The following is a 22936-nucleotide window of genomic DNA, read 5'->3' on the forward strand; positions in this document are numbered from 1 at the left end:
AGATGGCGCGGTTTATAGGGGCGTTTTATACAGTAGCTCGCTATAAGTGCAACCGCGAAATAGAAAACCCGGTGAAGCCGGTTAAAACTGCTTTTCTAGCTTTAGGCTGATGCTGTTTTTGTCGTAGGAATAAAGCCAATCCACATTACTGACAACCTTGTTGTACTTGACCGTCAGGCTGGGCACCGCATCCAGCACCGCCAGGCGTGGGGCACGTAGGATAAAGGTGTAGCCTTGTTCTTTCTCATTGCGTCGGTCATCGACGATAGCGCTGTAGGCATCGTATTGGCGTTTGCGGTACGAGGCGAACAGCACGGCGCTGACGCCCACCTCGAAATCCTTCGCCACCCCTAGCCGCACGCCCTTTTGCAGGTAGGCCGCCGTGCGGTCCTGGGTGTTGCGGTCGCTCAGGTCTACGCCGCCGAACAGCGTCCACCGCTGGGGCAGGGCCTGCCACAGGGTGGCGTAGACCGAACTGATGCCGCCGTCGAGGTTGCTATTGATCTCGTGTTTGTAGGCCATGTCCTTGTATTCGCCTTCCAGCTTGAACATACGCGTGGCCGACAGTGTATGAGTCCATTCGCCGCGCAGCCCCCAGGCGCTGTACATGGCGTTGTCACCAATCGTATTGAATTCAAACGACGGCCCGAGGGCGTACTGGTTTTTGGCGTCGTGGTAGCTATAGCCGGCGTTATTGATGAGGGTGCCTTCGTTGTACTTGCTCTGTTTTTCATAGGCCTGGCCATAGAGCAGCGAGCGCATGAACACCCCGTGATGGCCGCTGATGGCCACGCGTTTGTTGAGCGTGGCCTCGTAGTCCGCGCCGTGGGCAGACACGGCCTTGGGCAGTGAGCGTTTGACGTAGATGGTTTCGTCGGGGGTGACGTAGCGATAAGTCACCTCGCTTTCCGGGGACTGGTTGAGGTTGTAGCCCCAGGTCGGGCCGATAGCCAGGGAGCCCTGCCAGTCTTCACGGTGGTCCAGGGCCTGGATAAAACTGTCGACGGTCTTGCCCACGCCCATGGCTTGCGCGTCAGCTGGGCTGAGGCTGCTGCTGATCTGCTGGAATACGCTGTTGGACTCGCCATCCTTGCGGTTCTCGAACAACACCCGCGCCAGTTCCAGGCGCCCGGGCAGGAAGTCGGCCTGCAATGCCAGCAACTGGCGGTATTGGCTTTCGGCCTGTTCAAGATCGCCATCGGCGCGGGCCAGGCCGCCCTTGGCATAGGCGGTGAGCATCGGGTCGTGGCCGGGCAGGGCGGTGTAGCGCCTAAGGTAATCCCTGGCTTGCGGCCATTGCTGGCGCTCGATGGACAGGTACACCGCGCGCCCCAGTTCATCGAGGTTGTTGCCCACGCTGTAGGTCTGCCCATCGATATTCAACAGCGGCGGTGCGCCGTCGCTGGGCAGTTCATCCTTGAGCAGCTCGCGCTCTTGCTGGTTGGCGCGGTATTCGATGGTCTGGTTCAGGCGCAGGCGGGTGTCCTGGTCGGCGGCAAAAACCCTCGGGGCCATGGACAGCAGCAGAAAAAAGGGCAGAACGTGGAGCGTAAGGGATCGCATGCAGTAGGGCTGGGGCATTACCGGGCTCTCGGGATCGCTTCAAAACGCCAAAAGCAAGTGCCTGGGGGCAGGCACTTGCTTGGGTGGTGCTACAACAGGTTCAACGGGCGATTACTTGGCGACGCCACCGAAGGCGGTGTCGTAGTTGCGGTCGGTGAACTTGGCGATACCGGCCAGCGACGCGGTAGAGCCTGCGCCGAAGAAGCTGCCTTGTGAGGTGCCGGACGAAAGCAATGCGTTGGTTGCGGTATTACGCGCCTGGGCAGTACCGGCGAAGCCTGCGGTGGCGGTGTCGATGGCTGCGGTGACTTGAACTTTAAGCGCGCTGTTGCTCAGCGAGCCGGTCAAGGTGGGTGTCGCGTTGCCGAACGAGGCGGTCAGGTCGCCAGACAGCACATTCGCCCCGGAGTAGTTGTTGATGCCCTGTACTGCATAGGTCACGTTGGCTGTTGGCAATACACGGCCGGTGGTGTCGCCGGAGTAGTACACGACACGGGTCGGGTCGTTGGTGGCGCCGGTCTGCGACCATTCGCCGTAGTACACCTGCTGGTTGGCGACTTGTTTGAAGTCGAAGTTGCCAAGGGCGGAGTGAGAGGCTGGCATCATCGCCGGGGTAATGGTTGTCACCCCATTGGTGTCAGTGGCCACCATGCCTTTGAGGCCGCTAAACGGCACTTTTGCGCCACCGTAGAACGCGAGGACGCCCACGGCGGGCTGGCCTGGCGAGCTTGGGTGGTTAGGCGATGTGGCGCCCGTGCCGCCGACGACGATAGTACCGGTGTAACTTTGCGCGGAAGAAGTGTCTGCCTGGGCAACGCCGGCTAGACCCAGAAGTGCCACTGCCAATACTGTGTAGTTGAAAGATTTCATTTCATCATCCATTGAGTGATTTAAATTAAGTCAACACGTCAAGCGTTTGCCAATTTCTTCTTTAGCCTCCCATGCAGTACCTCCAAACTTAAAAAGTAGTGGTGAAAGCGAGTTTTAACGTTCGACCGGGCGCGGGCATGGCCGAACGCGTCAGTGGGTCGATGTAATAAAGGTTGCTCAAGTTGGTGCCGGTTAACTCGATGGATGCGTCATCGGTCAATTTGTAGTTAACGTAGGCGTCATACGTGATGATCTTGTCCCATGACATGGGCGTATTCAGGTAATAACTGACCATGGCGCTGTTGGGGTAGTTGTCATAGAACTTGTTTTCATGTTGGCGGTAATAAATAGCCCGTCCGCCCACTTCCAGTTTGCGATCAAGGAAGCGCGCACCTAACCCGAGGTTGGCAGTCCACTCCGGCATTGCCATGCTCACCAGGTATCCACCTACAAAACCGTCATCCACGCAGTTGGGGGTACTGCCATCGGTGCTGACGGAGACCGCCGAGTTTTCATCGCAGACTCTGTTTTTCAGGACATGGCCGATACTCATATCGGTGAAAAAACGTCCGTTATCGTAGCGACCCTGGAACTCCACGCCGGAAGTGACTTGCTTCTCAAGGTTACTGAAGCGCAGTTGTGGGTCGCGTTCGATCACGTTTTTTGTAGTGTTGTAGTAATAGCTCAGCTTGATGTCAGCGCTTTCACTGCCACCCCAGCCGGCCAGGTTATGGATGTAGGCGGCTTCGTAGTTATGCGCATGTTCTGGCTCAAGCCCCCAGGGGTTGACCGATGAGGAAAAGCCAATGGTGCTTTCAAACATGCTTGGGTAACGGATGGCCTCGCTGTAGCGCAGGTAGACCCGGCCATTTTCCGAGGTATAGAACGTTGCAGAAAGCGAAGGTGTCCAGCCACTGTCTTTCTGGTGTTTGGCTTTGATATCTTTTTCGTAGCCCTCGCCGTTTCCGGAAGCGCTGCAGGAAATGATATTTTCGCCTGCACTCAATCCATTAATGCATGGATTGTTATCGCGTGAATAACGACCTTTTGCGTCACTCGCCCAATCCGCCTTGTGCTGAGTGTCTTGCACACGTGGTGTTTGTTGTTTGATTACGTCAATTATCTCCTGACGCTCCGACTCCGGGGTATCAAACATATCCCAGAAAACTTTGTTGTTTGCAATTTGTCGATCAATGTCGGCTTGCCACTCGGACTCGGTCAGCGTCTTTCGCGTGGTGTAATCCACCTGCCGCCCGGTTTCTTCAAGTTGTGTTGTGACCCCACTCTTGTCTTGGGCACTTTTCAAGTAGTCATCAAATGCCCAATAAGACGAATAACGCATCCCCGCCTCAAACTTGGCAAAACTCACGGGCCGCCAGTCGAATTTGAAGTTGTATTCCTGTTCCTCGCGGCGTCCGGCCCGAGGGTACATGCGCAACGTGTCGCTGATGATAGGGTCGTAATAGTTGTCGTTCGAGCCCAACTTTTCATGCTGATAACTACCACCCAGGGTCAGATCGAGGCTATCAAGCAACTTAAACTTATTGCTTGCGGTCAGGCCGACCCGATCATGCTTGGCGTTGGCCAGGGCGGTATTACGGTACACCGGGTCGGTGATGGTGGTTTGATTGGGCACGCCACCGCTGCTGTAGGTATCGCTACGGGTGTTGGTCATCCACAGGTTGGAATAGAAATCCACCCACGGGTTGCCTTCGGGCTTGAGGTTGTATTCCAGGTTGTAGGCTTTGCTTTGCACATGGCTCAACGGCCATTGCGGCACGCCGTTGGTGGCGGCGTCGTAAGTCGTGCCGGGTTTAAAGAACGAGATCCGTGATGGCAGGATCTCGCCGTACAGCGCATCGGTGTCGCGATAGCCGAATTCCAGGGACTGGTTTTCATCAATCTTGAGTTTGGCCTTGCCCAGCCAGGACTCCATCTTGCTGGAGGTGTTGGGCACTTCATCGCCCGGTTTGTAGATAGTGGCGAGGTTGGGAATGTAGTCAAACTCGCCGTTGACTTGCTTGCCGCTGGAATAGAAGCCGCTCTTGTTCTTACCCGCGTAGTGGTTGCCTTTTTCACGCAAGGCGTAGGCTGCCAGCAGTTCGAATTTTTCCTGGCGCGTGGCCAGTGCCAGGCGGTAGGCGGAGTCATCGCTGGACAGCAGTTTGTTACTGCTGCTGGTGCGTGGGTGTTTGTACAGCGAGTGATCGTAATAGCCCCTGATGGGTGAGTACTCATAGCCGGGGCTGGGCATTTGCCCGGTCATCAGCGTCGGCAGTTTGGGCGACACCGAGTTGTTGCTGCCTTCGATTTTAAGTTCGCCACCATATTCCTGGTCCTGCTTGAGCACGTCGTCGACGTTTAGGGTGCTGGCCACCACCGCGCCGCCAATGCCGCTGTAGACGTTACGCTCCAGGTTCGGCCCCTTGAGCACCTTGATACTGCCGATCAGGTTGGGGTCGATATAGTTACGGTTGTTGGCGCCCATGTAGCCGCGATAAGCGGTGATTGCCTGTTCGGTGCCGTCGATGGTCAGGGGCACGCGGCCAGGGCCCTGGATGCCGCGGATGTTCGGATCCAGTGCGCCGCTGTTGCGCGAATCGCCGCTGTACACGTTGAGCATGCCCTTGAACATATCGGCGGGGGCCGCGCCTTTGTAGCGTTCGATCTGCTCCTTGCCGGCATACACCGAGGAGATGTCCTGATCGTAGATATCGTTGTAGCCCTTTTCGTCGCGGGACTGCTTGCCTTCCATGCCCATGACGTAGGTCGGATGCAGGTCGCCGGCCTGGATCCCCGTCGAATTGGGTGCCGATTGCACCTGGATGATCGGGCGCTCGGCTGAGCCGGTGAGGCTGTAGCTGACCCCTTGGTTGGCCAGCAGTGTTTGCAGCGCAGCGTCCAGGGACAGGCGACCCTTGACCGGGTTGCCGTAGCTGTTGGTGAAGTCGTTGCTGCCCAGATACAGCTCGACACCGGCCTGGCGCGCCAGCAGGACCAAGGCTTGATCCAGCGCCAGGGTGGGCACGTCGAAGTTGTGTACGTCAGTGGCCGGGGCGTGGTTGGCGCTTGCGGCTGGCGCTGCCAGCACCGGGCTGATGGTCGTGGCATCGGCGACCAGCGCAATGGCGGCCAACTGAATCCCCAGGCTCAGTCGGGTGCGTTTTGTTGCCTTGCGCTTTTTGTTGTTTTCTTGCGTCTGCAAAACCGGCCTCACTAAAGTAAATAAGATTTATTCACATGTAGTAGAAACGGCCCAGCTGCAAAAACGCGATAGATCGTTATGATCTATTAATATTGTTTTTTATCTGATTTTGAAGTTGTCGCGGCGTGAGGCCGCTCAGTAGATCAGCGTCAACCCAGGCAGGTTAACCATGCGCCCGTGGACTTGCGCCACCAGGCGTTCAAGCGCGGCGTCGAGGTTATCCAGGCGCATTACCGCGCTGACCCGTACGTTGCGCAGGGCCTCGCCCTTGACCAGCACCCGCCCGGGTCGGTAACGGTTGATGTGGGCTGCGACGTCGGCCAGGGATTCGCGCTGGAAGACCAGCCGGCCTTCCTGCCAACTGGCCAGTTCCTCGGGGCTGGTGTTCAGCGGTACCAGGCCCGTCTTGGGGCTGAAGTGCAGGCTGTTGCCCTGTTCCAGCAGCGCGGAACCTGCGGCTTCATCGCGCCCGTGCTGGGTCAGGTTGACCTCGACCCGATGCTGCAGCACACCCACCCAGCCTTCGCGATCCTTGCCGACACCGACCAGGTAACGTGTGCCTCGCGCGGTGATATCGGCCCCGGGCGCTTGTACGGTGAAGGGCCGCCGCTCCTGTTCATTCATTGGCGCAGGGGTGAAGACCGCCTCGCCCTGGCTCAAGCGCACCCGGCGGGTCTGGTCGTCGTAGGCCAGGTTCAGGATGCTGTGGCTCCCCAGTTGCACCTGGCTGCCGTCGGCCAGGGTGATCTGGCGCACTTCGCCAAACCCGGTGTGATAGTCGCTGTTCAGGGCTTGGACCCAGAAAGGTGGCGCCAGCAGCATCCAGCAGCCCAGCGCCAGCGCAGCCACGGCGCTGCCGCCGACCACCGGCATACGCAGCCAGGCGGCACGCGGCGGGCGCTGGGGTTTTATATAACCGGGGCGTTGCTTAAGCTGGGCGGTGGCCTGCCACGCACGGTTGGCGCGCTCGGCGGCGGCGGCGTGCAACGGGTCGGCGGCCAGCCAGCGCTGAAAAGCCTCGAGTTCACGTGCCGAAAGCTGTCCTTGGCGATGGCGCATCACCCAATCGGCAGCTTTGCGCTCTACCGGGTCGATAGTGTGTGGGGAGGCGTTCACGGTTCGGTCTATTTACCTTTTGGCTCTTTGTCGTACACAAGGCTCAGCCCTCTTGGCCTGGCTCCAGCGCCCGACCAATCCTGGCCAGGGCCATTGCCATGTGTTTTTGTACAGAGCTTGTGGATATCCGTAAATAGCGCGCGGTCTCTTTGTGCGTCATGCCCTCCACCCGGCACAGCATGAACACATCGCGGGTACGCGGTGGCATGCGCTCCAGCAGGCTTTCCAGGTGCTCCAGCTCCAGTGCGCCGAGGGCCTGTTCTTCGGGGCAACTGGTCTCATCGACCAGGGTGGCGAAGAAGGCGGTGGGGTCATTGTCGTAGCGCTTTTCACCATAACGGCGGTGATGATCGATCATCAGGTTGTGCGCCACCCGAAACAGGTAGGACGGTGCGCACAGCACGCGCTCCAGGCTCTCCAACTGAGCGATGCGCAGGAAGGTGTCCTGCACCAGGTCCGAGGCCAGGCTTGGGGAGCATTTCTTGCGCAACAGGTAACGATGCAAGGCAGGTGCATGTTGAGTGAACAGTTTTTCCAGCACGGCGGCACTTTCCTATGCTCGGGCAGAACCGGGGAGGGCGAGTATAATGAGAGTCGTTCTCATTAATCCAGCGAAACTGCGCACTGACTTTTCCACAGGCAAAAAAACACCCCGGTTGTGCAGGCTCCCAAGAGCACTGCACACGACCGGGGTGTGTGTTACAGCAGGCTGTGTGCCTTTGCGGATCAGCCGTTCTGGCGGATACCGGCGACCAGCCAAAGCTGGTTTTCGCCCTGCGGACGTTCCATGTTCCAGCTTTCGCTGAACACTTCGCCCTGGTCGAAGCGCGAAGTCTTCGACACACCGCTGAAGGTCAGGGTGGCGATGGTCTTGTCGGCGCGGTCATCCACACCTTCCAGTTGCACGCGCAGGTCGTCGATATAGGTCGACTGGAACGCGTCGCCCAACTCGGCGCGTTCGCGCTTGAGGAACTCCAGCAGTTGCGGGGTCACGAACTCGGCGATCTTGTCCATTTCGTTGGCGTCCCAGTGTTGCTGCAGGGACTGGAAGTGGTTGCGGGCCGCTTCGACGAAACGCTCTTCGTTGAACCAGGCTGGCGCGTTGATCACCGGACGAGCGGCAGCAGGTGCTGCCGAGCCGCCGAAGATCGAACCCATGGCAGGCTTTTGCTCGAACACTTCACGCTGCATCGGCGCGCCGGCTGGAGCCAGGTGCTCCTGCTGCTTGCGGCGACGGGCGGCGATAAAGCGGAAGATCACAAAGGCGATGACCGCCATGATCAGGATGTCGAAGATCTGCATGCCCTGGAAGCCGCCGCCCATGAACATGGAAGCGAGCAGGCCGCCGGCAGCGATACCGGCCAGCGGGCCCAACCAGCGCGAAGCACCGCCGGCCTTGGCAGCAGCGCCCGCGGCACCGGCCGCACCTGCGGTGGCCGCCGCTCCGCCCATGCCGCCAGCGGCGGGGGCCATTTGGCTGGTCTGGTGGCTCGGTGCTGCGCCGGAGCTTTTACCGCCACCGAAGCGTTTGGCGTTGGCGTCGAGGCTCATCGTCAGGCCGATGCACAACGCCATGGCGATGCTAAGAAAACGTTTCATAAAGGGAATTCCCATTTGTGGATTGCACGCGCGCCATGTTGCACAGGTGCAGAGGCAGTGGCTAGCGGCATAATGTTTCGGGCTTTTGCGTAAGACCTTTGCGAATGGTCTGTAGGACTAATTACAGATATTGGCCCGTACTTGCTAAAAACAAGGGCAGGGCGCCTTCAAGAGCGGACGCAGAGCGTCCAGGGCAGCGTTCCCACGCAGAGCGTGGGAACGATCAGACTGCTTCGAGCTTGGCGTAACCCATCATCAGCCACTTGCTGCCTTCGGCGAAGTTCACCTGCACCCGAGCCTGGGCCCCGGCGCCTTCGAAGTTAAGGATCACCCCTTCGCCAAAGATCGCATGCCGGACCTGCTGGCCAAGGCTGAACGGGGTCTCGGGAATTTCCGAACCGGCAAACAGGCTGCTGGAGCTCTGCTGCTGGCCCCCGCCAAACGGCCGGCTGACGCTATTGGACAAGCGCACTTCCTGAATCAGCCCTTTCGGCACTTCCCGTACGAAACGCGACACTTTGTTGTAGGTCTCGCTGCCATACAGGCGCCGTGTCTCGGCGTAGGTCATCACCAGGTTCTGCATGGCCCGGGTGATGCCCACATAGGCCAGGCGGCGCTCTTCTTCAAGGCGGCCGGGCTCTTCCAGGCTCATCTTGTGCGGGAACAGGCCTTCTTCCATGCCCACCAGGAACACGTAGGGGAATTCCAGGCCCTTGGCACTGTGCAGGGTCATCAGTTGCACGCTGTCTTCGTGTTCGTCGGCCTGGGTATCGCCGGCTTCCAGGGAGGCGTGGCCGAGGAACGCCGCCAGTGGCGACAGGTCGGCATCTTCCTCGCTGTTCTCGAAGGCGCGGGCGGCGCTGACCAGTTCCTCAAGGTTTTCTACCCGGGCCTGGCCTTTCTCGCCTTTTTCCGCTTCGTGATAAGCGATCAGGCCGGATTGCTCGATCACGGTCTGGGTCATCAGGTGCAGCGGCATTTCCAGGCACTTGGCGGCGAGGTTGTCGATCAGCTCGACAAACGCCCCCAAGGCCCCGGCAGCACGGCCGGTCAGGCCTTTATTGGCGATCAGCAGGCGCATGGCCTCCCACATCGACACATCGCTGTGACGCGCATGCTCGCGGATCGCCTCGACGGTTTTCTCGCCGATGCCCCGCGCCGGTACGTTGATCACCCGTTCCAGCGCGGCGTCATTGCCGCGACCTTCCAGCAAACGCAGGTAGGCCATGGCGTTCTTGATTTCTGCGCGCTCGAAGAAGCGCTGGCCGCCGTAGATACGGTACGGGATACGCTCGCGCAGCAAGGCCTCTTCCAGCACCCGCGACTGGGCGTTGGAACGGTACAAAATGGCGATATCGCTGCGTGCCAGCCCGGTTTTCAGGGCGCTTTCAATGGTTTCCACCACGTAGCGCGCTTCGTCGTGCTCGTTGAAGGCCGCGTAGAGGTTGATCGCCTCGCCTTCGCCGCCGTCGGTCCACAATTCCTTGCCCAGGCGCCCGGTATTATTGGCGATCAAGGCGTTGGCGGCCTTGAGGATCCCGGCGGTGGAGCGATAGTTCTGCTCCAGGCGAATGGTCTCGGCGTCGGGGAAGTCGTCGGAATACTGGTAGATGTTCTCGATTTTCGCGCCACGCCAGCCGTAGATCGACTGATCGTCGTCGCCCACCACCATCAGGCTGTCGCCGCCCTTGGCCAGCAGGCGCAACCAGGCGTACTGCACGGCGTTGGTGTCCTGGAACTCGTCCACCAAAATGTGCCGGAAGCGCTTCTGGTAATGGGCCAGCAAGCCGGGGTTGTCGCGCCACAGGTCGAGGGCCCGCAGCAGCAGTTCGGAGAAGTCGATGACGCCGGCACGCTGGCAGGCCACTTCATAGGCTTCATAAATGCTGCGCATGGTGGCCAGGAACAGGTCGCCACTGGCCTGGATATGTTGCGGGCGCAGGCCTTCGTCTTTCTGGCCGTTGATAAACCACTGGGCCTGGCGCACCGGCCAGCGTTGTTCATCCAGGCCCAGCTCGCGGATCACCCGCTTGACCAGGCGTTGCTGGTCATCGCTGTCGAGAATCTGGAAGGTCTGGGCCAGGCCCGCCTCCTGCCAGTGGGCCCGCAACAAGCGGTGCGCCAGGCCGTGGAAGGTCCCGACCCACATTCCGGCCGGGCTGATGCCCATCAACTGCTCGATGCGGTGGCGCATCTCGGCAGCGGCCTTGTTGGTGAACGTCACCGACAGGATGGAATGCGGGGACGCGTTCTCGACCTGGATCAACCAGGCGATACGGTGCACCAGCACTCGGGTTTTACCGGAGCCAGCACCGGCCAGGACCAACTGACGGCCAACGGGGGCGGCTACGGCCTGGCGTTGGGCATCGTTGAGGGAGTTCAGCAAAAGGGAGAGATCATCGCGCATCGACGCATTCTAGGGTGCCGGGGGGAGGGGGGCAAATCCCATTGCCCGGTGGTCGGCACAAAAAACCGCCGGCGATCTTCAATTGGTCACTGTTGGAGCCATAGTGATGACCGGTAAGTCATCGCCTGTAGCCCGCGCCCTGTCTTGTTAAGCCCCTCTGGCCCGAAGGTTTGCGCAGGTTTATTCGCGAATTTTTATGATCCAGAGCAGTTTGGTCTGCCCGTCTGCTTGTGTATGCTCCGTCGACGTTTCGGGCTCACCATTATAAGAACACTGCCTATGACCCTCAGCACCGACTTGTCTGGCCCCTCTGTCGTGCCGGCGCAGGTTATCCGCAAGCATTACGCCATGGAGATGGCGGTCGAGCGTACGCGTCTGTTGTACCAGGGGTCGCTGCTCCCCACTTTATTGATGTTGCTTAACGGTCTGGTCTGCGCCTGGTTGCTCTGGAGCCCGCAGCGCTATGTGCTGGTCGGCAGTTGGTTGGTGTGGTTGCTGGCCCTGGTGGCGCTGCGCGTGATCCAGGTAGCGGCCTTCGATAGCGCCCTGCCCAGCCGGCAGGCCCAGCCGATCTGGCGGCGCATGTTTATGCTGGGCTCGGCGGCCAGCGGCCTGACCCTGGCGAGCGCGGCCATTGCCCTGGTGCCACTGGACAGCTTTGTGCAACAGGCCTGGATCTTCGGCCTGATTGGCGTGGCCACCCTGTCGGCCAGCGTGGCCTATGCCGTCAGCGTCCCGGCGTTTTTGTCGTTTGCCTTGCCCTGCCTGGTGCCCACCATCCTCTATCTGTTCTGGAGCGGCGAACCGCAATTACAGGGCTGGAGTTACCTGGGCTTGATCCTGCTGGCGTCCCTGAGCCTGGTGGCATGGCAGGTCAACCGCCTGATCCAGCGCGGTTTGCTGCGCCGGTTCCAGAACCAGGCCTTGATCGAGCACTTGCAGCAGGCGCGCCAGCGCAGCGAGCAGTTGAATCAGGACCTGGTGCGCGAGGTCGAGCAGCGGCGCGAGGTCGAGCAGGAACTGCGTCAGGCCCAGGTCGGCCTGCAGCAGCGCGTCGAGCAGCGCGGCCAGCAATTGGACGCCGCCAGCCTGGCCCTGAGCAAAAGCGAGGCGCGCCTGGCCATGGCGTTGCAGGCCAGCGAGCTGGGCTTGTGGGACTGGAACCTGCAAACCGATGAAGTCCACCACACCCGGCTCAAGGAACTGTTTGGCCTGGAGCCGGAGTACGTCACGGCGATGCTGCGCGACCTCAAGCCACGCCTGCACCCGGACGACTTGCCGCTGCTCAAGCGCGCGCTGGTGGGGCACTTGAAGGGGCGCAGCGAGGACTATCAGGTGGAGTACCGCGTGCGCCATGGCGACGGGCGCTGGGTGTGGATCGAGGACCGTGGGCGTGCCGTGGAGCGTACCGCCAGCGGGCGCGTGACGCGCATGCTCGGCACCCGGCGCGATATCAGCGTCGGCAAGGCGCTGGAAGAGCAACTGCGGCTGGCGTCGACGGTGTTCGAGGCGGCCAGCGAAGGCATTGTGATCCTGGACCCGGAGTACGTGTTGATTGCCGTCAACCAGGCCTTTAGCCGCGTCACCGGTTTTGATATCGACGACATGCTCGGGCGCAATGTCGTGGAGTTGCCGTGCAGCCGCGACGCGCGCCGACACTTCCCGGTAATTCGCCAGGCCTTGTTGAGCCACGGCAGTTGGCAGGGCGAGCTGGTGGAAGCGCGCAAGAACGGCGAGCTCTACCCCCAGTGGCTGCAATTGAGCGTGGTGCGCGATGTTCGGGGAAATGTCAGCCATATCGTAGGCTTTTTCGCCGATCTGTCGGCCCGCCGCGAATCGGAGGAGCGCATGCGCTACCTCACTCATTACGACGAACTGACGGGCCTGGCCAACCGCTCGTTGTTCCGCGAGCGCCTGCGCGAGGCCCATCAACGGGTGCGCCAGGGCGGCCGCAGCCTGGCGTTGCTGCATATCAACCTGGACCGCTTCAAGCTGCTCAATGACAGCCTGGGCCATGAAGTCGCCGACCAGTTGTTGCAGAAAATGGCCCGGCGCCTGATCAATGCCTTACCGGAAGCCGACACCATTGCGCGGCTGTCCGGCGACGAATTCGCGGTGTTGTTCGACGCCTATGGCAGCTTGTCGAGCCTGGCGCGGGTGGCCACCCGGCTGTTGGCCAAACTGCGCGTGCCGATGACGGTGGACGGGCATGAGTTGGTGGTCAGCGCCTCAATGGGTGTCAGCCTGTTACCGGATAACGCCCGGGAAATTTCCGCACTGGTCAGCCAGTCGAACATGGCCATGCAGCATGCCAAGCACCTGGGCGGCAATAACTTCCAGTTTTACACCGACAGCCTTCAGGCCAGCACCCTTGAGCGTTTGCAGCTGGAAAACCAACTGCGCAAAGCCATTGATGAGCGGCAATTGAAAGTGTTCTACCAACCCAAGCTGTGCCTGGTCACCGGCAAGATGACCGGCGCCGAGGCACTGGTGCGTTGGGATCATCCGCAATGGGGCAGCGTGCCGCCCGGTGATTTTATCGGGCTGGCGGAAGAGACCGGGCTGATCGTGCCATTGGGCGAGTTCGTGCTGCGCCAGGCCTGCTGGCAGGCGTGTGAATGGCAGCGCCAGGGCCTGGCGCCGATCCGGGTCTCGGTCAACCTGTCGGTGCATCAACTGCGCCAGGGCAAGCTGGTGAGCCTGGTGCGCCAGGTGCTGGGCGAAACCGGGCTGGCGCCGCAATACCTGGAGCTGGAACTGACCGAAAGCCAGTTGCTCGACAGCGTCGAGCACATCATCGCCACCTTCCAGCAATTGCGGGACTTGGGGGTGAAGCTGGCCATCGACGACTTTGGCACCGGCTATTCGTCCCTCAGCTACCTCAAGCGCATCCCAGTGGATTACGTGAAGATCGACCAGACCTTTATCCGTGGCCTGGGCCAGGGGCGTGAAGACCTGGCGATTACCCGGGCGATCATCGCCATGGCCCATGGCTTGGCGCTCAAAGTGGTGGCCGAGGGCGTGGAGGATCAGCAGCAGCTGGATTTCCTCAGGGCCGAACAGTGTGACGAGGTGCAGGGCTACTTGATCAGTCGTCCGATGGAGGCCGAAGGGCTGGCAGATTTGTTACGGAAAAATGCAGATTTTCCTTAGTGTATCCAAGGCCGCATCCAGGGCTACATTGCGCTTGCCCGCTGATTCAGGGGGCAACAGGGTGATTTAGTGATGCATCGAACGGGCAAATCGGCAATTCTTGTAGTATAACTACAAGCTTGCTACATCCCTGGCGCCTGCCAATAACAAGAGTCCTGCCCTTTGAACCTGTTGCAACATATCGCCCAGTCGCGCCACCTGTTACGCAAATCGGAACTCAAGGTTGCCGATCACGTGCTGCTTGACCCTGCGGCCGTGATGCACAGCTCCATGGCTGATCTGGCCCACAGCGTGGGGATCAGCGAGCCGACCATCGTGCGCTTCTGCCGCGCTATCGGTTGCTCGGGGTTCCAGGACTTGAAGCTGAAACTGGCCCAGAGCCTGGCGGCCGGTGCCAGCTTCGGGCAGTTTGCGATCCACGAAGACGACTCCGTCGCCGACTACAGCCTGAAAATTTTCGATACCACCCTGCACACCCTGATGGAAGTGCGGGAAAAGCTCGACCCGATCGAGCTGCAAAAAGCCGTGACGGCCATGTCCCAGGCCCAGCGCGTGGAGTTTTATGGCTTTGGTGCCTCCGGCGCGGTGGCGGCGGATGCCCAGCACAAATTCTTCCGCCTGCTGCTGACGGCGGCGGCCTACAGCGACCCGCACATGCAGGCGATGTCGGCGGTGACGTTGAAGCCCACCGACGTGGCGATCTGTATTTCCCAGTCGGGCCGCTCCAAGGACTTGCTGATCACCGCCAATCTGGTACGTGAAAGCGGCGCGTCGCTGATCACCTTGTGCCCGAGCCAGACGCCCTTGGCGGAACTGTCCACGGTCAACCTGGCGATCGATGTGCACGAAGACACCGAGATCTACACCCCGTTGACCTCGCGCATCGCCCACCTGGTGGTGATCGACGTACTGGCAATGGGCGTGGCCATGGCGCGCGGGCCGAGCCTGGTCAACCACCTCAAAAGCGTCAAACGCAGCTTGCGCAGCCTGCGTCTCTCGCCCAAATCGGTCAAAGCCCTCGACGACTGAAGGTTACACACAGTCAAAAATGTGGGAGCGGGCTTGCTCGCGATAGCGGTGGATCAGTCGACATATCAGGCGTCTGGCCCACTGCTATCGCGAGCAAGCCCGCTCCCACATTTAGATCTTGCGCATATTAAGAAGATTCATCGTCCTGTAACCCCCACGCCGCCAAACCGTCATCCCCCGCGCCCATCCTGAACTCCCCGTACTCGCATTGGGAGACTCGAAATGGCCCGGCACTACGAAGACAGCACCAGCACCGTCAAGACCCGTCGTCAGCAGGAAGACCAGCGCCGCATGGCGTTCCGGCGTGCAATTGAAGATCGCTGCGAACAGCGCCAATTACAGCAAAGCATCAGTGACTACCCGGAGCTGCACTGGCAGGCATCCGCGGCTGCCCAGCGAAGCGTTCAGCCAGCGCGCTGATCTGCACCCGCTCGCTGCGGATAAAGCCCAGGAACGCATGGGCCACCGGTGACAGGCGCTTGGCCTTGGCCTGCACCAGGCACCAACTGCGGTACAGCGGCAGCTCTTCCACCGGCAGCTCCTTGAGCCCGCCGGTGGCCAGTTCCAGGTTCAGGGCGTGGCGCGTCAGCAGCGCCACGCCCAACCCCGCCACCACGCACTCACGTTGCGCCTCGGCCGACGCCACTTCCACCGTCTGGGTGAAGTGCACGCGTTTTTCCTTGAAATACTCCTCGCAGGCCAACCGCGTCCCGGAACCCGGCTCGCGCAGCAGCAACGTATAAGGTTCCAGGTCCTGCAGGCGCAATGGGCCTTGCAGGCTCAGTGGATGGTCCGGCGGGGCCACCGCCACAATCGGGTTATTAAGAAACGGCAGGAACTCCAGGCCCATGTCCTGGGGCACCATGGACATGATCACCAGGTCATCACGATTGTCTGAGAGCCGGCGGATCACCTGGGCGCGGTTGACCACCGTCAGGTGCAACTGCACCTCCGGGTGCTGGCGCTTGAAGGCCGCGAACAAGTGCGGCACGAAGTATTTGGCGCTGGACTCCACCGCCAGCTTCAATTGCCCCTGCAGCGAGCCCTGCATGTCCGAGAGCTGCATATCGAGGTTTTCCAGGCGCCCGAAAATGTCCCGGCTGGCCCGTTGCAGGGCTTCGGCGGCTTCGGTCATGTAGAGTTTTTTGCCCACATAGTCGAACAGCGGTTGGCCGATCAGCTCTTCGAGCTGGCGAATTTGTAGGCTGACGGCGGGCTGCGTAAGGGACATTTCCTCGGCGGCGCGGCTGTAGGAGCGCAAATCACAGACCTCATTGAAGATCTGCAATTGCCGTAATGTCAGGCGCATCAATGACTTACGCATAGTTCAAAGCAACTCGCCGGGGCTGTAGGGTCAACTATAAGGCTTTACTTATACACGGCCCAATAATTATTGATTTTTGTTAATCCCTAAGTGCGCATAGTGTGTGTCTGGCGACTGGCCTGAAACATTTGGTCACGCGCCGACCTGGTCTAGCAGGTCGAAGAACGCAGCAATCGGCTCAAGGGAATTTCCAAGTGATAACAAAGATCCTGATCGCCAACCGTGGTGAGATTGCCGTCCGCATTGTGCGGGCCTGTGCCGAAATGGGGATCCGTTCGGTGGCGGTCTATTCCGACGCAGACCGGCATGCCTTGCACGTCAAGCGTGCCGATGAGGCCCACAGCATTGGTGCCGAGCCCCTGGCCGGTTACCTGAACCCGCGCAAGCTGGTGAACCTGGCCGTGGAAACCGGCTGCGACGCGCTGCACCCTGGCTACGGCTTCCTGTCGGAAAACGCCGAACTGGCGGATATCTGCGCCGAACGTGGGATCAAGTTCATTGGTCCATCGGCCGAAGTGATTCGCCGCATGGGCGACAAGACCGAAGCGCGCCGCAGCATGATCAAGGCCGGCGTGCCGGTCACCCCCGGCACCGAAGGCAACGTCGCTGACATCGCCGAAGCGCTGACCGAAGGCGACCGCATCGGCTACCCGGTGATGCTCAAGGCCACCTCCGGTGGTGGCGGTCGCGGCATTCGTCGCTGCAACAGCCGTGAAGAACTCGAACAAGCCTTCCCCCGCGTGATCTCCGAGGCCACCAAGGCCTTTGGTTCGGCGGAAGTGTTCCTGGAAAAATGCATCGTCAACCCCAAGCACATCGAGGCGCAGATCCTCGGCGACAGCTTTGGCAACGTGGTGCATCTGTTCGAGCGCGATTGCTCGATCCAGCGTCGTAACCAGAAACTCATCGAAATCGCCCCCAGCCCCCAACTGACCCCCGAGCAGCGCGCCTATATCGGCGACCTGTCGGTGCGCGCGGCCAAGGCCGTGGGCTATGAGAACGCCGGCACCGTGGAGTTCCTGCTCGCCGAGGGCGAGGTGTACTTCATGGAAATGAACACCCGGGTGCAGGTGGAGCACACCATCACCGAAGAAATTACCGGCATTGATATCGTTCGCGAGCAGATCCGCATCGCGTCCGGCCTGCCGCTGTCGGTAAAACAGGAAGATATCCAGCACCGTGGCTTTGCGTTGCAGTTCCGTATCAACGCCGAAGACCCGAAGAACAACTTCCTCCCCAGCTTCGGCAAGATCACCCGCTACTACGCCCCCGGCGGCCCTGGCGTGCGGACCGACACGGCGATCTACACCGGCTACACCATCCCGCCGTTCTACGACTCCATGTGCCTGAAACTGGTGGTCTGGGCGTTGACCTGGGAAGAAGCCATGGACCGCGGCCTGCGTGCCCTGGACGATATGCGCCTGCAAGGCGTGAAAACCACCGCCGCTTACTACCAGGAAATCCTGCGCAACCCGGAATTCCGCAGCGGCCAGTTCAACACCAGTTTTGTGGAAAGCCACCCTGAGCTGACCAACTACTCGATCAAGCGCAAACCCGAAGAGCTGGCCCTGGCCATCGCCGCCGCCATCGCCGCCCACGCAGGCCTGTGAGGAATATAACAATGAGCAAGAAGATCTTCGTTACCGACACCATCCTGCGAGACGCCCACCAATCGTTGCTGGCTACCCGCATGCGCACCGACGACATGCTGCCGATCTGCGACAAGCTCGACAAAGTCGGCTACTGGTCCCTGGAAGTCTGGGGCGGCGCGACCTTCGACGCCTGCGTACGCTTCTTGAAAGAAGACCCGTGGGAGCGCCTGCGCAAACTGCGCGCCGCGTTGCCCAACACGCGCCTGCAAATGCTCCTGCGTGGGCAGAACCTGCTGGGCTACCGCCATTACAGCGACGACGTGGTCAAGGCCTTCGTGGCCAAGGCGGCGGTGAATGGCATCGACGTGTTCCGCATCTTCGATGCGATGAACGACGTGCGTAACCTGCGGGTGGCCATCGAAGCGGTGAAAGCGGCGGGCAAGCACGCCCAGGGCACCATCGCCTACACCACCAGCCCGGTGCACACCATCGAGGCGTTTGTGGCCCAGGCCAAGCAAATGGAGGCCATGGGTTGCGACTCGGTGGCGATCAAGGACATGGCCGGCCTGCTGACCCCGTACGCCACCGGCGAGCTGGTCAAGGCGTTGAAGGCCGAGCAGAGCCTGCCGATCTTTATCCACTCCCATGACACAGCGGGTTTGGCCGCGATGTGCCAACTCAAGGCCATCGAAAACGGTGCCGACCATATCGACACCGCCATCTCCAGCTTCGCCTGGGGCACCAGCCACCCGGGCACCGAGTCGATGGTCGCCGCCCTCAAAGGCAGCGAATTCGACACCGGCCTGGACCTGGAACTGCTGCAGGAAATCGGCCTGTACTTCTACGCCGTGCGCAAGAAGTACCACCAGTTTGAAAGCGAATTCACTGCGGTCGACACCCGCGTGCAAGTCAACCAGGTGCCGGGCGGGATGATTTCCAACCTGGCCAACCAGTTGAAAGAGCAGGGCGCCCTCAACCGCATGAGCGAAGTGCTGGCGGAAATCCCGCGGGTGCGTGAAGACCTCGGCTTCCCGCCGCTGGTGACGCCAACCTCGCAGATCGTCGGCACCCAGGCGTTCTTCAACGTGCTGGCCGGCGAGCGCTACAAGACCATCACCAACGAAGTGAAGCTGTATCTGCAAGGCGGCTACGGCAAGGCACCAGGCACGGTGGACGAGAAACTGCGGCGCCAGGCCATCGGCAGCGAAGACGTGATCGACGTGCGCCCGGCCGACCTGCTCAAGCCGGAAATGACCAAGCTGCGTGGTGAAATCGGCACCTTGGCCAAGTCCGAAGAAGATGTGCTGACTTATGCGATGTTCCCGGACATCGGGCGCAAGTTCCTCGAAGAGCGTGAAGCCGGCACCCTGAGCCCGGAAGTGCTGCTGCCGATCCCCGAAGCCGGCGGCGTGGCCCGTGCCGGTGGCGAAGGTGTACCGACCGAGTTCGTTATCGACGTGCATGGCGAAAGCTACCGCGTGGATATCACCGGTGTCGGCGTCAAGGCCGAAGGCAAGCGCCACTTCTACCTGTCCATCGACGGCATGCCGGAAGAAGTGGTGTTCGAGCCGCTCAACGAATTCGTCGGCGGCGGCACCAGCAAGCGTAAGCAAGCCAGCGCGCCGGGCCATGTCAGCACGGCGATGCCGGGCAATATCGTCGATGTGCTGGTCAAGGAAGGCGATGTGGTCAAGGCCGGTCAGGCCGTGCTGATCACCGAAGCGATGAAGATGGAGACCGAAGTACAGGCGGCCATCGCCGGCAAGGTCAGCGCCGTTCACGTGGCCAAGGGCGACCGGGTCAACCCGGGCGAAATCCTGATCGAAATCGAAGGCTGATCCCCAGCCTTCGACACTACCGTTTAATCCTCGGGGGGCAATGTTGCCCCCTTTTTTTCGCCTGCAAAACGTGCGAAATCAGAAGGCCAGGGTCCATTGGCCCATCACGGCCTGGTTGCTGCTGCGGGCGCCAAAGTCGCCGGTATAGGTCAGGCCCACGCTTTGCGTGGTCGACATACCGAGCCCCAGCCCGGCTTGCAGGGCCAGGCTATTGCGGTCCAGGGCCGTGCCTTCGATGGTGAAGTCGCTGTTGAACACCGACCTGTCCACCCAGGCCGAGGACTGGCGCACACGGCTGCCGACATTGCCGTACAGGTGCTTCCAGCTTGCACTGAGGTGGGGCTTGAGGGTCATCTGGTTGTCCAGGGTATAGAGGCTGCTCAGGCGCAGGCCCAAGGTGCTGCTGAGGTTTTGTTGGGTCTGTTCGCCGACGTTAAGGGCGCTGAGGCCGCCTTTCTCCTTGAAGCGTTCGCGGTGGTAGCGCTGAAAACCCACGCCGGCGAATGGTTCGACGGCGAAACTGCCGGAGTCCACGCGATAGCCCAGTTCGCTGAAGACATTCTGGCTCTGGGCGGTGTACTTGCCCTTGAGCTGCTCTCGATAATCGATGAAATCAAAATCGACACTGCGCTTGTTCAGCCCGGCGTGGTTGCTGTAGATCGCCCCCAGGCGCAGCGCCAGCGGCCCGTCCTGGCGCACCGCATAAGCCCCCAGGTGCCAGCTGTCCAGTGCAGCCTTGAAGCGTTTGGCGCTGAGGTCGCTGGTGGTCTTGGCCCCCATGACCCCTGCGCGCCAGGCGTGGTCCACGGCCCAATCGGCGCCCAGCACCAGGCCTTGGGTGCGCTGCTGCAAATCGGCCGCGCCGTGCTGGCCGTCCAGGCTGCCGGCGTTGCCCAGGCCTTGCAGCCAGAAGCGGCCAGCGGCGTCGCTGTTCACGTCGCCCATGGCTGACAGCAGGCTGGCCTGCACAGGCTTGAGGCTGTTATGGGTGGCGCTGCCCAGGTTGGCGTTCTGGCTGGCGGCCAGTTGCTCAAGCACCGCGCCGATTCTTCCGGGGGCCAGGTTGCCCATATAACGGGCGTCATCTGCAATCAGATACTGCTCGCGCACGCTCAGGTTGTCTGACTCCAGCAAAGCATCCACTGCACGGTCCAGCACCTGGGCCACGCCCCGGCCATTGCCGGTGGTGGCGTAATCGACAAAATAGAACGGCGTGGCCGGTTCTGGGTAGGCAGGGTCATGGTCGCTCGGCGGCTCCATATCCCCGCGTGCCACGGCCAATTGAATGCTGAAAAGACTCAGCGTGAAGGTGATGACAAGGGCGAGTCGCTTGGATGTGCGGGGCATAGGGTCCGACCTCTGATATGTGAGGCGGGGAATTTATCGAGGCGCTGGAGGGATAACTGTCAGGGTGAGCGTTTGCGGTTTGCGGGAGAGGTCTTCGGTGCCAGAAGAATCAAGGCGTAGGGGTTGTGGTCTGGAGGGGTGTGTATTTTATTGCGTATTTGACCGAAGTCATCCGTGATAAATGCATTTTAATGCGTTAATTGAGTTCGTCGCGTCGAGATAAATGCACTATATTGCAGAGTAAGCTGTGCATAAGCTCTTGAGGATGCATTAAATTGCAAATGGAAACGCCTTACACATTCATGCTACAGATCTTCAAGGAGGGCCATTGGCATGACGCCATGCGGCTGGAGTTTTCCGAGCCGCAGCAAGGCTTCGATGGGCCTTGTCGGTTTCATTATCGCCAGGATTATCTGGTCGAGAACCTCGATGACATTCAACGGGCATTCTCCAACGCCGTGAGTGGCCGGTTCCCTTTGGAGTGGGATATCAGTTTCTTGAAGATGGCCCCCGCGTTCTTGCACGATATTGCGCCGGCAGGTGCGGCGAAGCGCTTTTTGCTCAAGCGAGTAGGTCAGAGCAAGCCGGACAATGTCAGTATGGACTTGTTTTTACTCGGTCTCTGCACCCCGGCGCCCATTGGCAATCTGCGTATCAAGGAGTCCTTCGAGGCATTGGATACCCGTTCGCCGATTGGCTTTGCCCGGCAGGAAGTCATTACTCGCGATAACGGTTTTCTGGAATACGCCTACGAGCAAGGCGCGGCCATTGGTGGAGCGACTGGCGCGGGTGGCGAGGCGCCGAAGTTGTTGATGGTGCAGAACCGCGAAGGTCTGCTGTACCCGGACGCGATTCTCGATGACGCCGACGTCGTCCAGCACTGGTTTATCAAGTTCGCCCGCCATGGTGCGAGCCTCAACGATCAAGCGATTCTCAGGAGCGAGTTCCACTATTACAAGGCTCTGCAGGCACTAGGCATCGAAACCGTCGCCGCCCAAGGGCTGGCATTGGAAGAAGCGACCAAACCCAGCCTGTGGATGCACCGCTTTGATCGCAACGTGACGCCGGCGGGTGTCGAGCGGCTGGCCGTCGAGTCAATCTATTCATTGGCGGGTGTGATTACGCCGGGCAGTTACATGGATCACCTGGAGGTTGTGCAACTGCTGGCCAATCAATGGGCAGCGGTAGGCCAGGCTGATGGTGTTGCGGATCTGATTGCCGAATACCTGCGACGGGACCTGCTCAACAAAATCCTCGGCAACTCGGATAACCACGGGCGTAACACCTCGATTATCCGCGAACGTGCTTCGGTGCGCCTGGCACCGATCTATGACTTGGCGCCCATGGTCATGGATGCCGAAGGTATTACCCGCACCACCAAATGGCCCAAGGCGTTGGAAGTGGCCGGGGAAATCAACTGGCGCGGGGTCTGCACGGCGCTGGCCGATCTGGTTGATCCCGAGCAGGCTTTTGAACGGTTGCGAGCGGATGCCGATCACTTGCGGGCATTGCCCGACATCCTGGTGGCCAATGGTTTGCCTGCGGTCACCCTCAATCACCCGGCCATTGCGCTCGGCAAACTGGACCAACGTCTACAGCAATGGGGGCTCAGATGACTGTCAGCATGGATACCCGCGCCTTGTTGATCCAGAGCGTGGAACAGGGCCTGGCCGAGGGCACCCTGCAGATCGGCGAAGCCGTGCGCCGGCTACGGGTGGAAGTCACCGGCCTGCACCAGAGCCAATTCGCCAGGATGTGCAAGATTTCCCTGCGCACCCTGGTGCATATCGAGCACGGCGAGGGCAATCAGACGCTCAAGTCGTTGAACGCGGTGTTCCGGCCGTTCGGCTTGCAGATGGGCGTGGTCAAGGTTCGGCGGTCGTTGAGCTGAGT

16 protein-coding genes are annotated in these 22936 nt (G+C 60.6%); 7 read left to right on the forward strand and 9 right to left on the reverse strand.

What is annotated here, in order from left to right; translation table 11 throughout:
- Nucleotides 1-81: 81 nt before the first annotated feature.
- From BLL38_RS14005 to uvrD, 7 genes are all read right to left on the reverse strand, one after another.
- The gene (locus BLL38_RS14005; protein WP_076963119.1) at nt 82-1515 is read right to left on the reverse strand and encodes a surface lipoprotein assembly modifier; all 1434 of its coding nucleotides are present in this window, start codon (nt 1513-1515) and stop codon (nt 82-84) included.
- A 159-nt stretch (nt 1516-1674) separates the two neighbouring features.
- The gene (locus BLL38_RS14010; RefSeq protein ID WP_076963080.1) at nt 1675-2433 is read right to left on the reverse strand and encodes a Slam-dependent surface lipoprotein; all 759 of its coding nucleotides are present in this window, start codon (nt 2431-2433) and stop codon (nt 1675-1677) included.
- Between the two features lie 88 nt (nt 2434-2521).
- Entirely contained in the window at nt 2522-5638 is a 3117-nt protein-coding gene (locus BLL38_RS14015; protein ID WP_076963081.1) for a TonB-dependent receptor domain-containing protein, read from the reverse strand.
- Between the two features lie 135 nt (nt 5639-5773).
- A complete protein-coding gene (locus tag BLL38_RS14020; protein ID WP_242627611.1) occupies nt 5774-6754 on the reverse strand; it encodes a FecR family protein in 981 nt (326 codons plus the stop codon).
- Nucleotides 6755-6797: 43 nt separating this feature from the next.
- Entirely contained in the window at nt 6798-7295 is a 498-nt protein-coding gene (locus tag BLL38_RS14025) for an RNA polymerase sigma factor (RefSeq protein WP_038444572.1), read from the reverse strand.
- A 185-nt stretch (nt 7296-7480) separates the two neighbouring features.
- Entirely contained in the window at nt 7481-8353 is an 873-nt protein-coding gene (locus BLL38_RS14030; protein ID WP_076963082.1) for a Tim44 domain-containing protein, read from the reverse strand.
- Between the two features lie 223 nt (nt 8354-8576).
- Entirely contained in the window at nt 8577-10760 is a 2184-nt protein-coding gene (uvrD, locus tag BLL38_RS14035; RefSeq protein ID WP_076963083.1) for a DNA helicase II, read from the reverse strand.
- Between the two features lie 279 nt (nt 10761-11039).
- On the opposite strand from uvrD, the gene BLL38_RS14040 reads away from it, so the two are divergent.
- From BLL38_RS14040 to BLL38_RS31425, 3 genes are all read left to right on the forward strand, one after another.
- Nucleotides 11040-13913 (forward strand): EAL domain-containing protein, encoded by a 2874-nt coding sequence (locus BLL38_RS14040; RefSeq protein ID WP_076963084.1) that lies wholly within the window; start codon nt 11040-11042, stop codon nt 13911-13913.
- Between the two features lie 162 nt (nt 13914-14075).
- The gene (gene hexR / locus BLL38_RS14045) at nt 14076-14942 is read left to right on the forward strand and encodes a transcriptional regulator HexR (protein WP_029290040.1); all 867 of its coding nucleotides are present in this window, start codon (nt 14076-14078) and stop codon (nt 14940-14942) included.
- A 222-nt stretch (nt 14943-15164) separates the two neighbouring features.
- Entirely contained in the window at nt 15165-15362 is a 198-nt protein-coding gene (locus tag BLL38_RS31425; protein ID WP_076963085.1) for a PA3496 family putative envelope integrity protein, read from the forward strand.
- Here BLL38_RS31425 and BLL38_RS14055 read toward each other — a convergent pair.
- Nucleotides 15292-16266 (reverse strand): LysR family transcriptional regulator, encoded by a 975-nt coding sequence (locus tag BLL38_RS14055; protein ID WP_076963086.1) that lies wholly within the window; start codon nt 16264-16266, stop codon nt 15292-15294. The genes BLL38_RS31425 and BLL38_RS14055 overlap by 71 nt on opposite strands.
- Before the next feature lie 194 nt (nt 16267-16460).
- On the opposite strand from BLL38_RS14055, the gene BLL38_RS14060 reads away from it, so the two are divergent.
- Together BLL38_RS14060 and oadA are read left to right on the forward strand one after the other, a co-directional pair.
- Nucleotides 16461-17876: an acetyl-CoA carboxylase biotin carboxylase subunit gene (locus BLL38_RS14060; RefSeq protein WP_029290035.1), complete on the forward strand. Its 1416-nt coding sequence runs from the start codon at nt 16461-16463 to the stop codon at nt 17874-17876.
- A gap of 11 nt (nt 17877-17887) precedes the next feature.
- The gene (oadA, locus tag BLL38_RS14065) at nt 17888-19696 is read left to right on the forward strand and encodes a sodium-extruding oxaloacetate decarboxylase subunit alpha (RefSeq protein ID WP_076963087.1); all 1809 of its coding nucleotides are present in this window, start codon (nt 17888-17890) and stop codon (nt 19694-19696) included.
- A 78-nt stretch (nt 19697-19774) separates the two neighbouring features.
- Here the strand turns inward: oadA and BLL38_RS14070 are convergent, their stop codons facing one another.
- Complete coding sequence (locus BLL38_RS14070) at nt 19775-21043, reverse strand: autotransporter outer membrane beta-barrel domain-containing protein (protein ID WP_076963088.1); 1269 nt, start codon at nt 21041-21043, stop codon at nt 19775-19777.
- Nucleotides 21044-21324: 281 nt separating this feature from the next.
- On the opposite strand from BLL38_RS14070, the gene BLL38_RS14075 reads away from it, so the two are divergent.
- Nucleotides 21325-22659, forward strand: a complete 1335-nt coding sequence (locus BLL38_RS14075; RefSeq protein WP_076963089.1) for a type II toxin-antitoxin system HipA family toxin — start codon at nt 21325-21327, stop codon at nt 22657-22659.
- A complete protein-coding gene (locus tag BLL38_RS14080) occupies nt 22656-22934 on the forward strand; it encodes a helix-turn-helix domain-containing protein (RefSeq protein WP_076963090.1) in 279 nt (92 codons plus the stop codon). The genes BLL38_RS14075 and BLL38_RS14080 overlap by 4 nt, the downstream gene beginning before the upstream one ends.
- Nucleotides 22935-22936: the final 2 nt, after the last annotated feature.

Source organism: Pseudomonas gessardii, from assembly GCF_001983165.1.
In the GTDB taxonomy this organism is placed as follows: Bacteria; Pseudomonadota; Gammaproteobacteria; order Pseudomonadales; family Pseudomonadaceae; genus Aquipseudomonas; species Aquipseudomonas gessardii.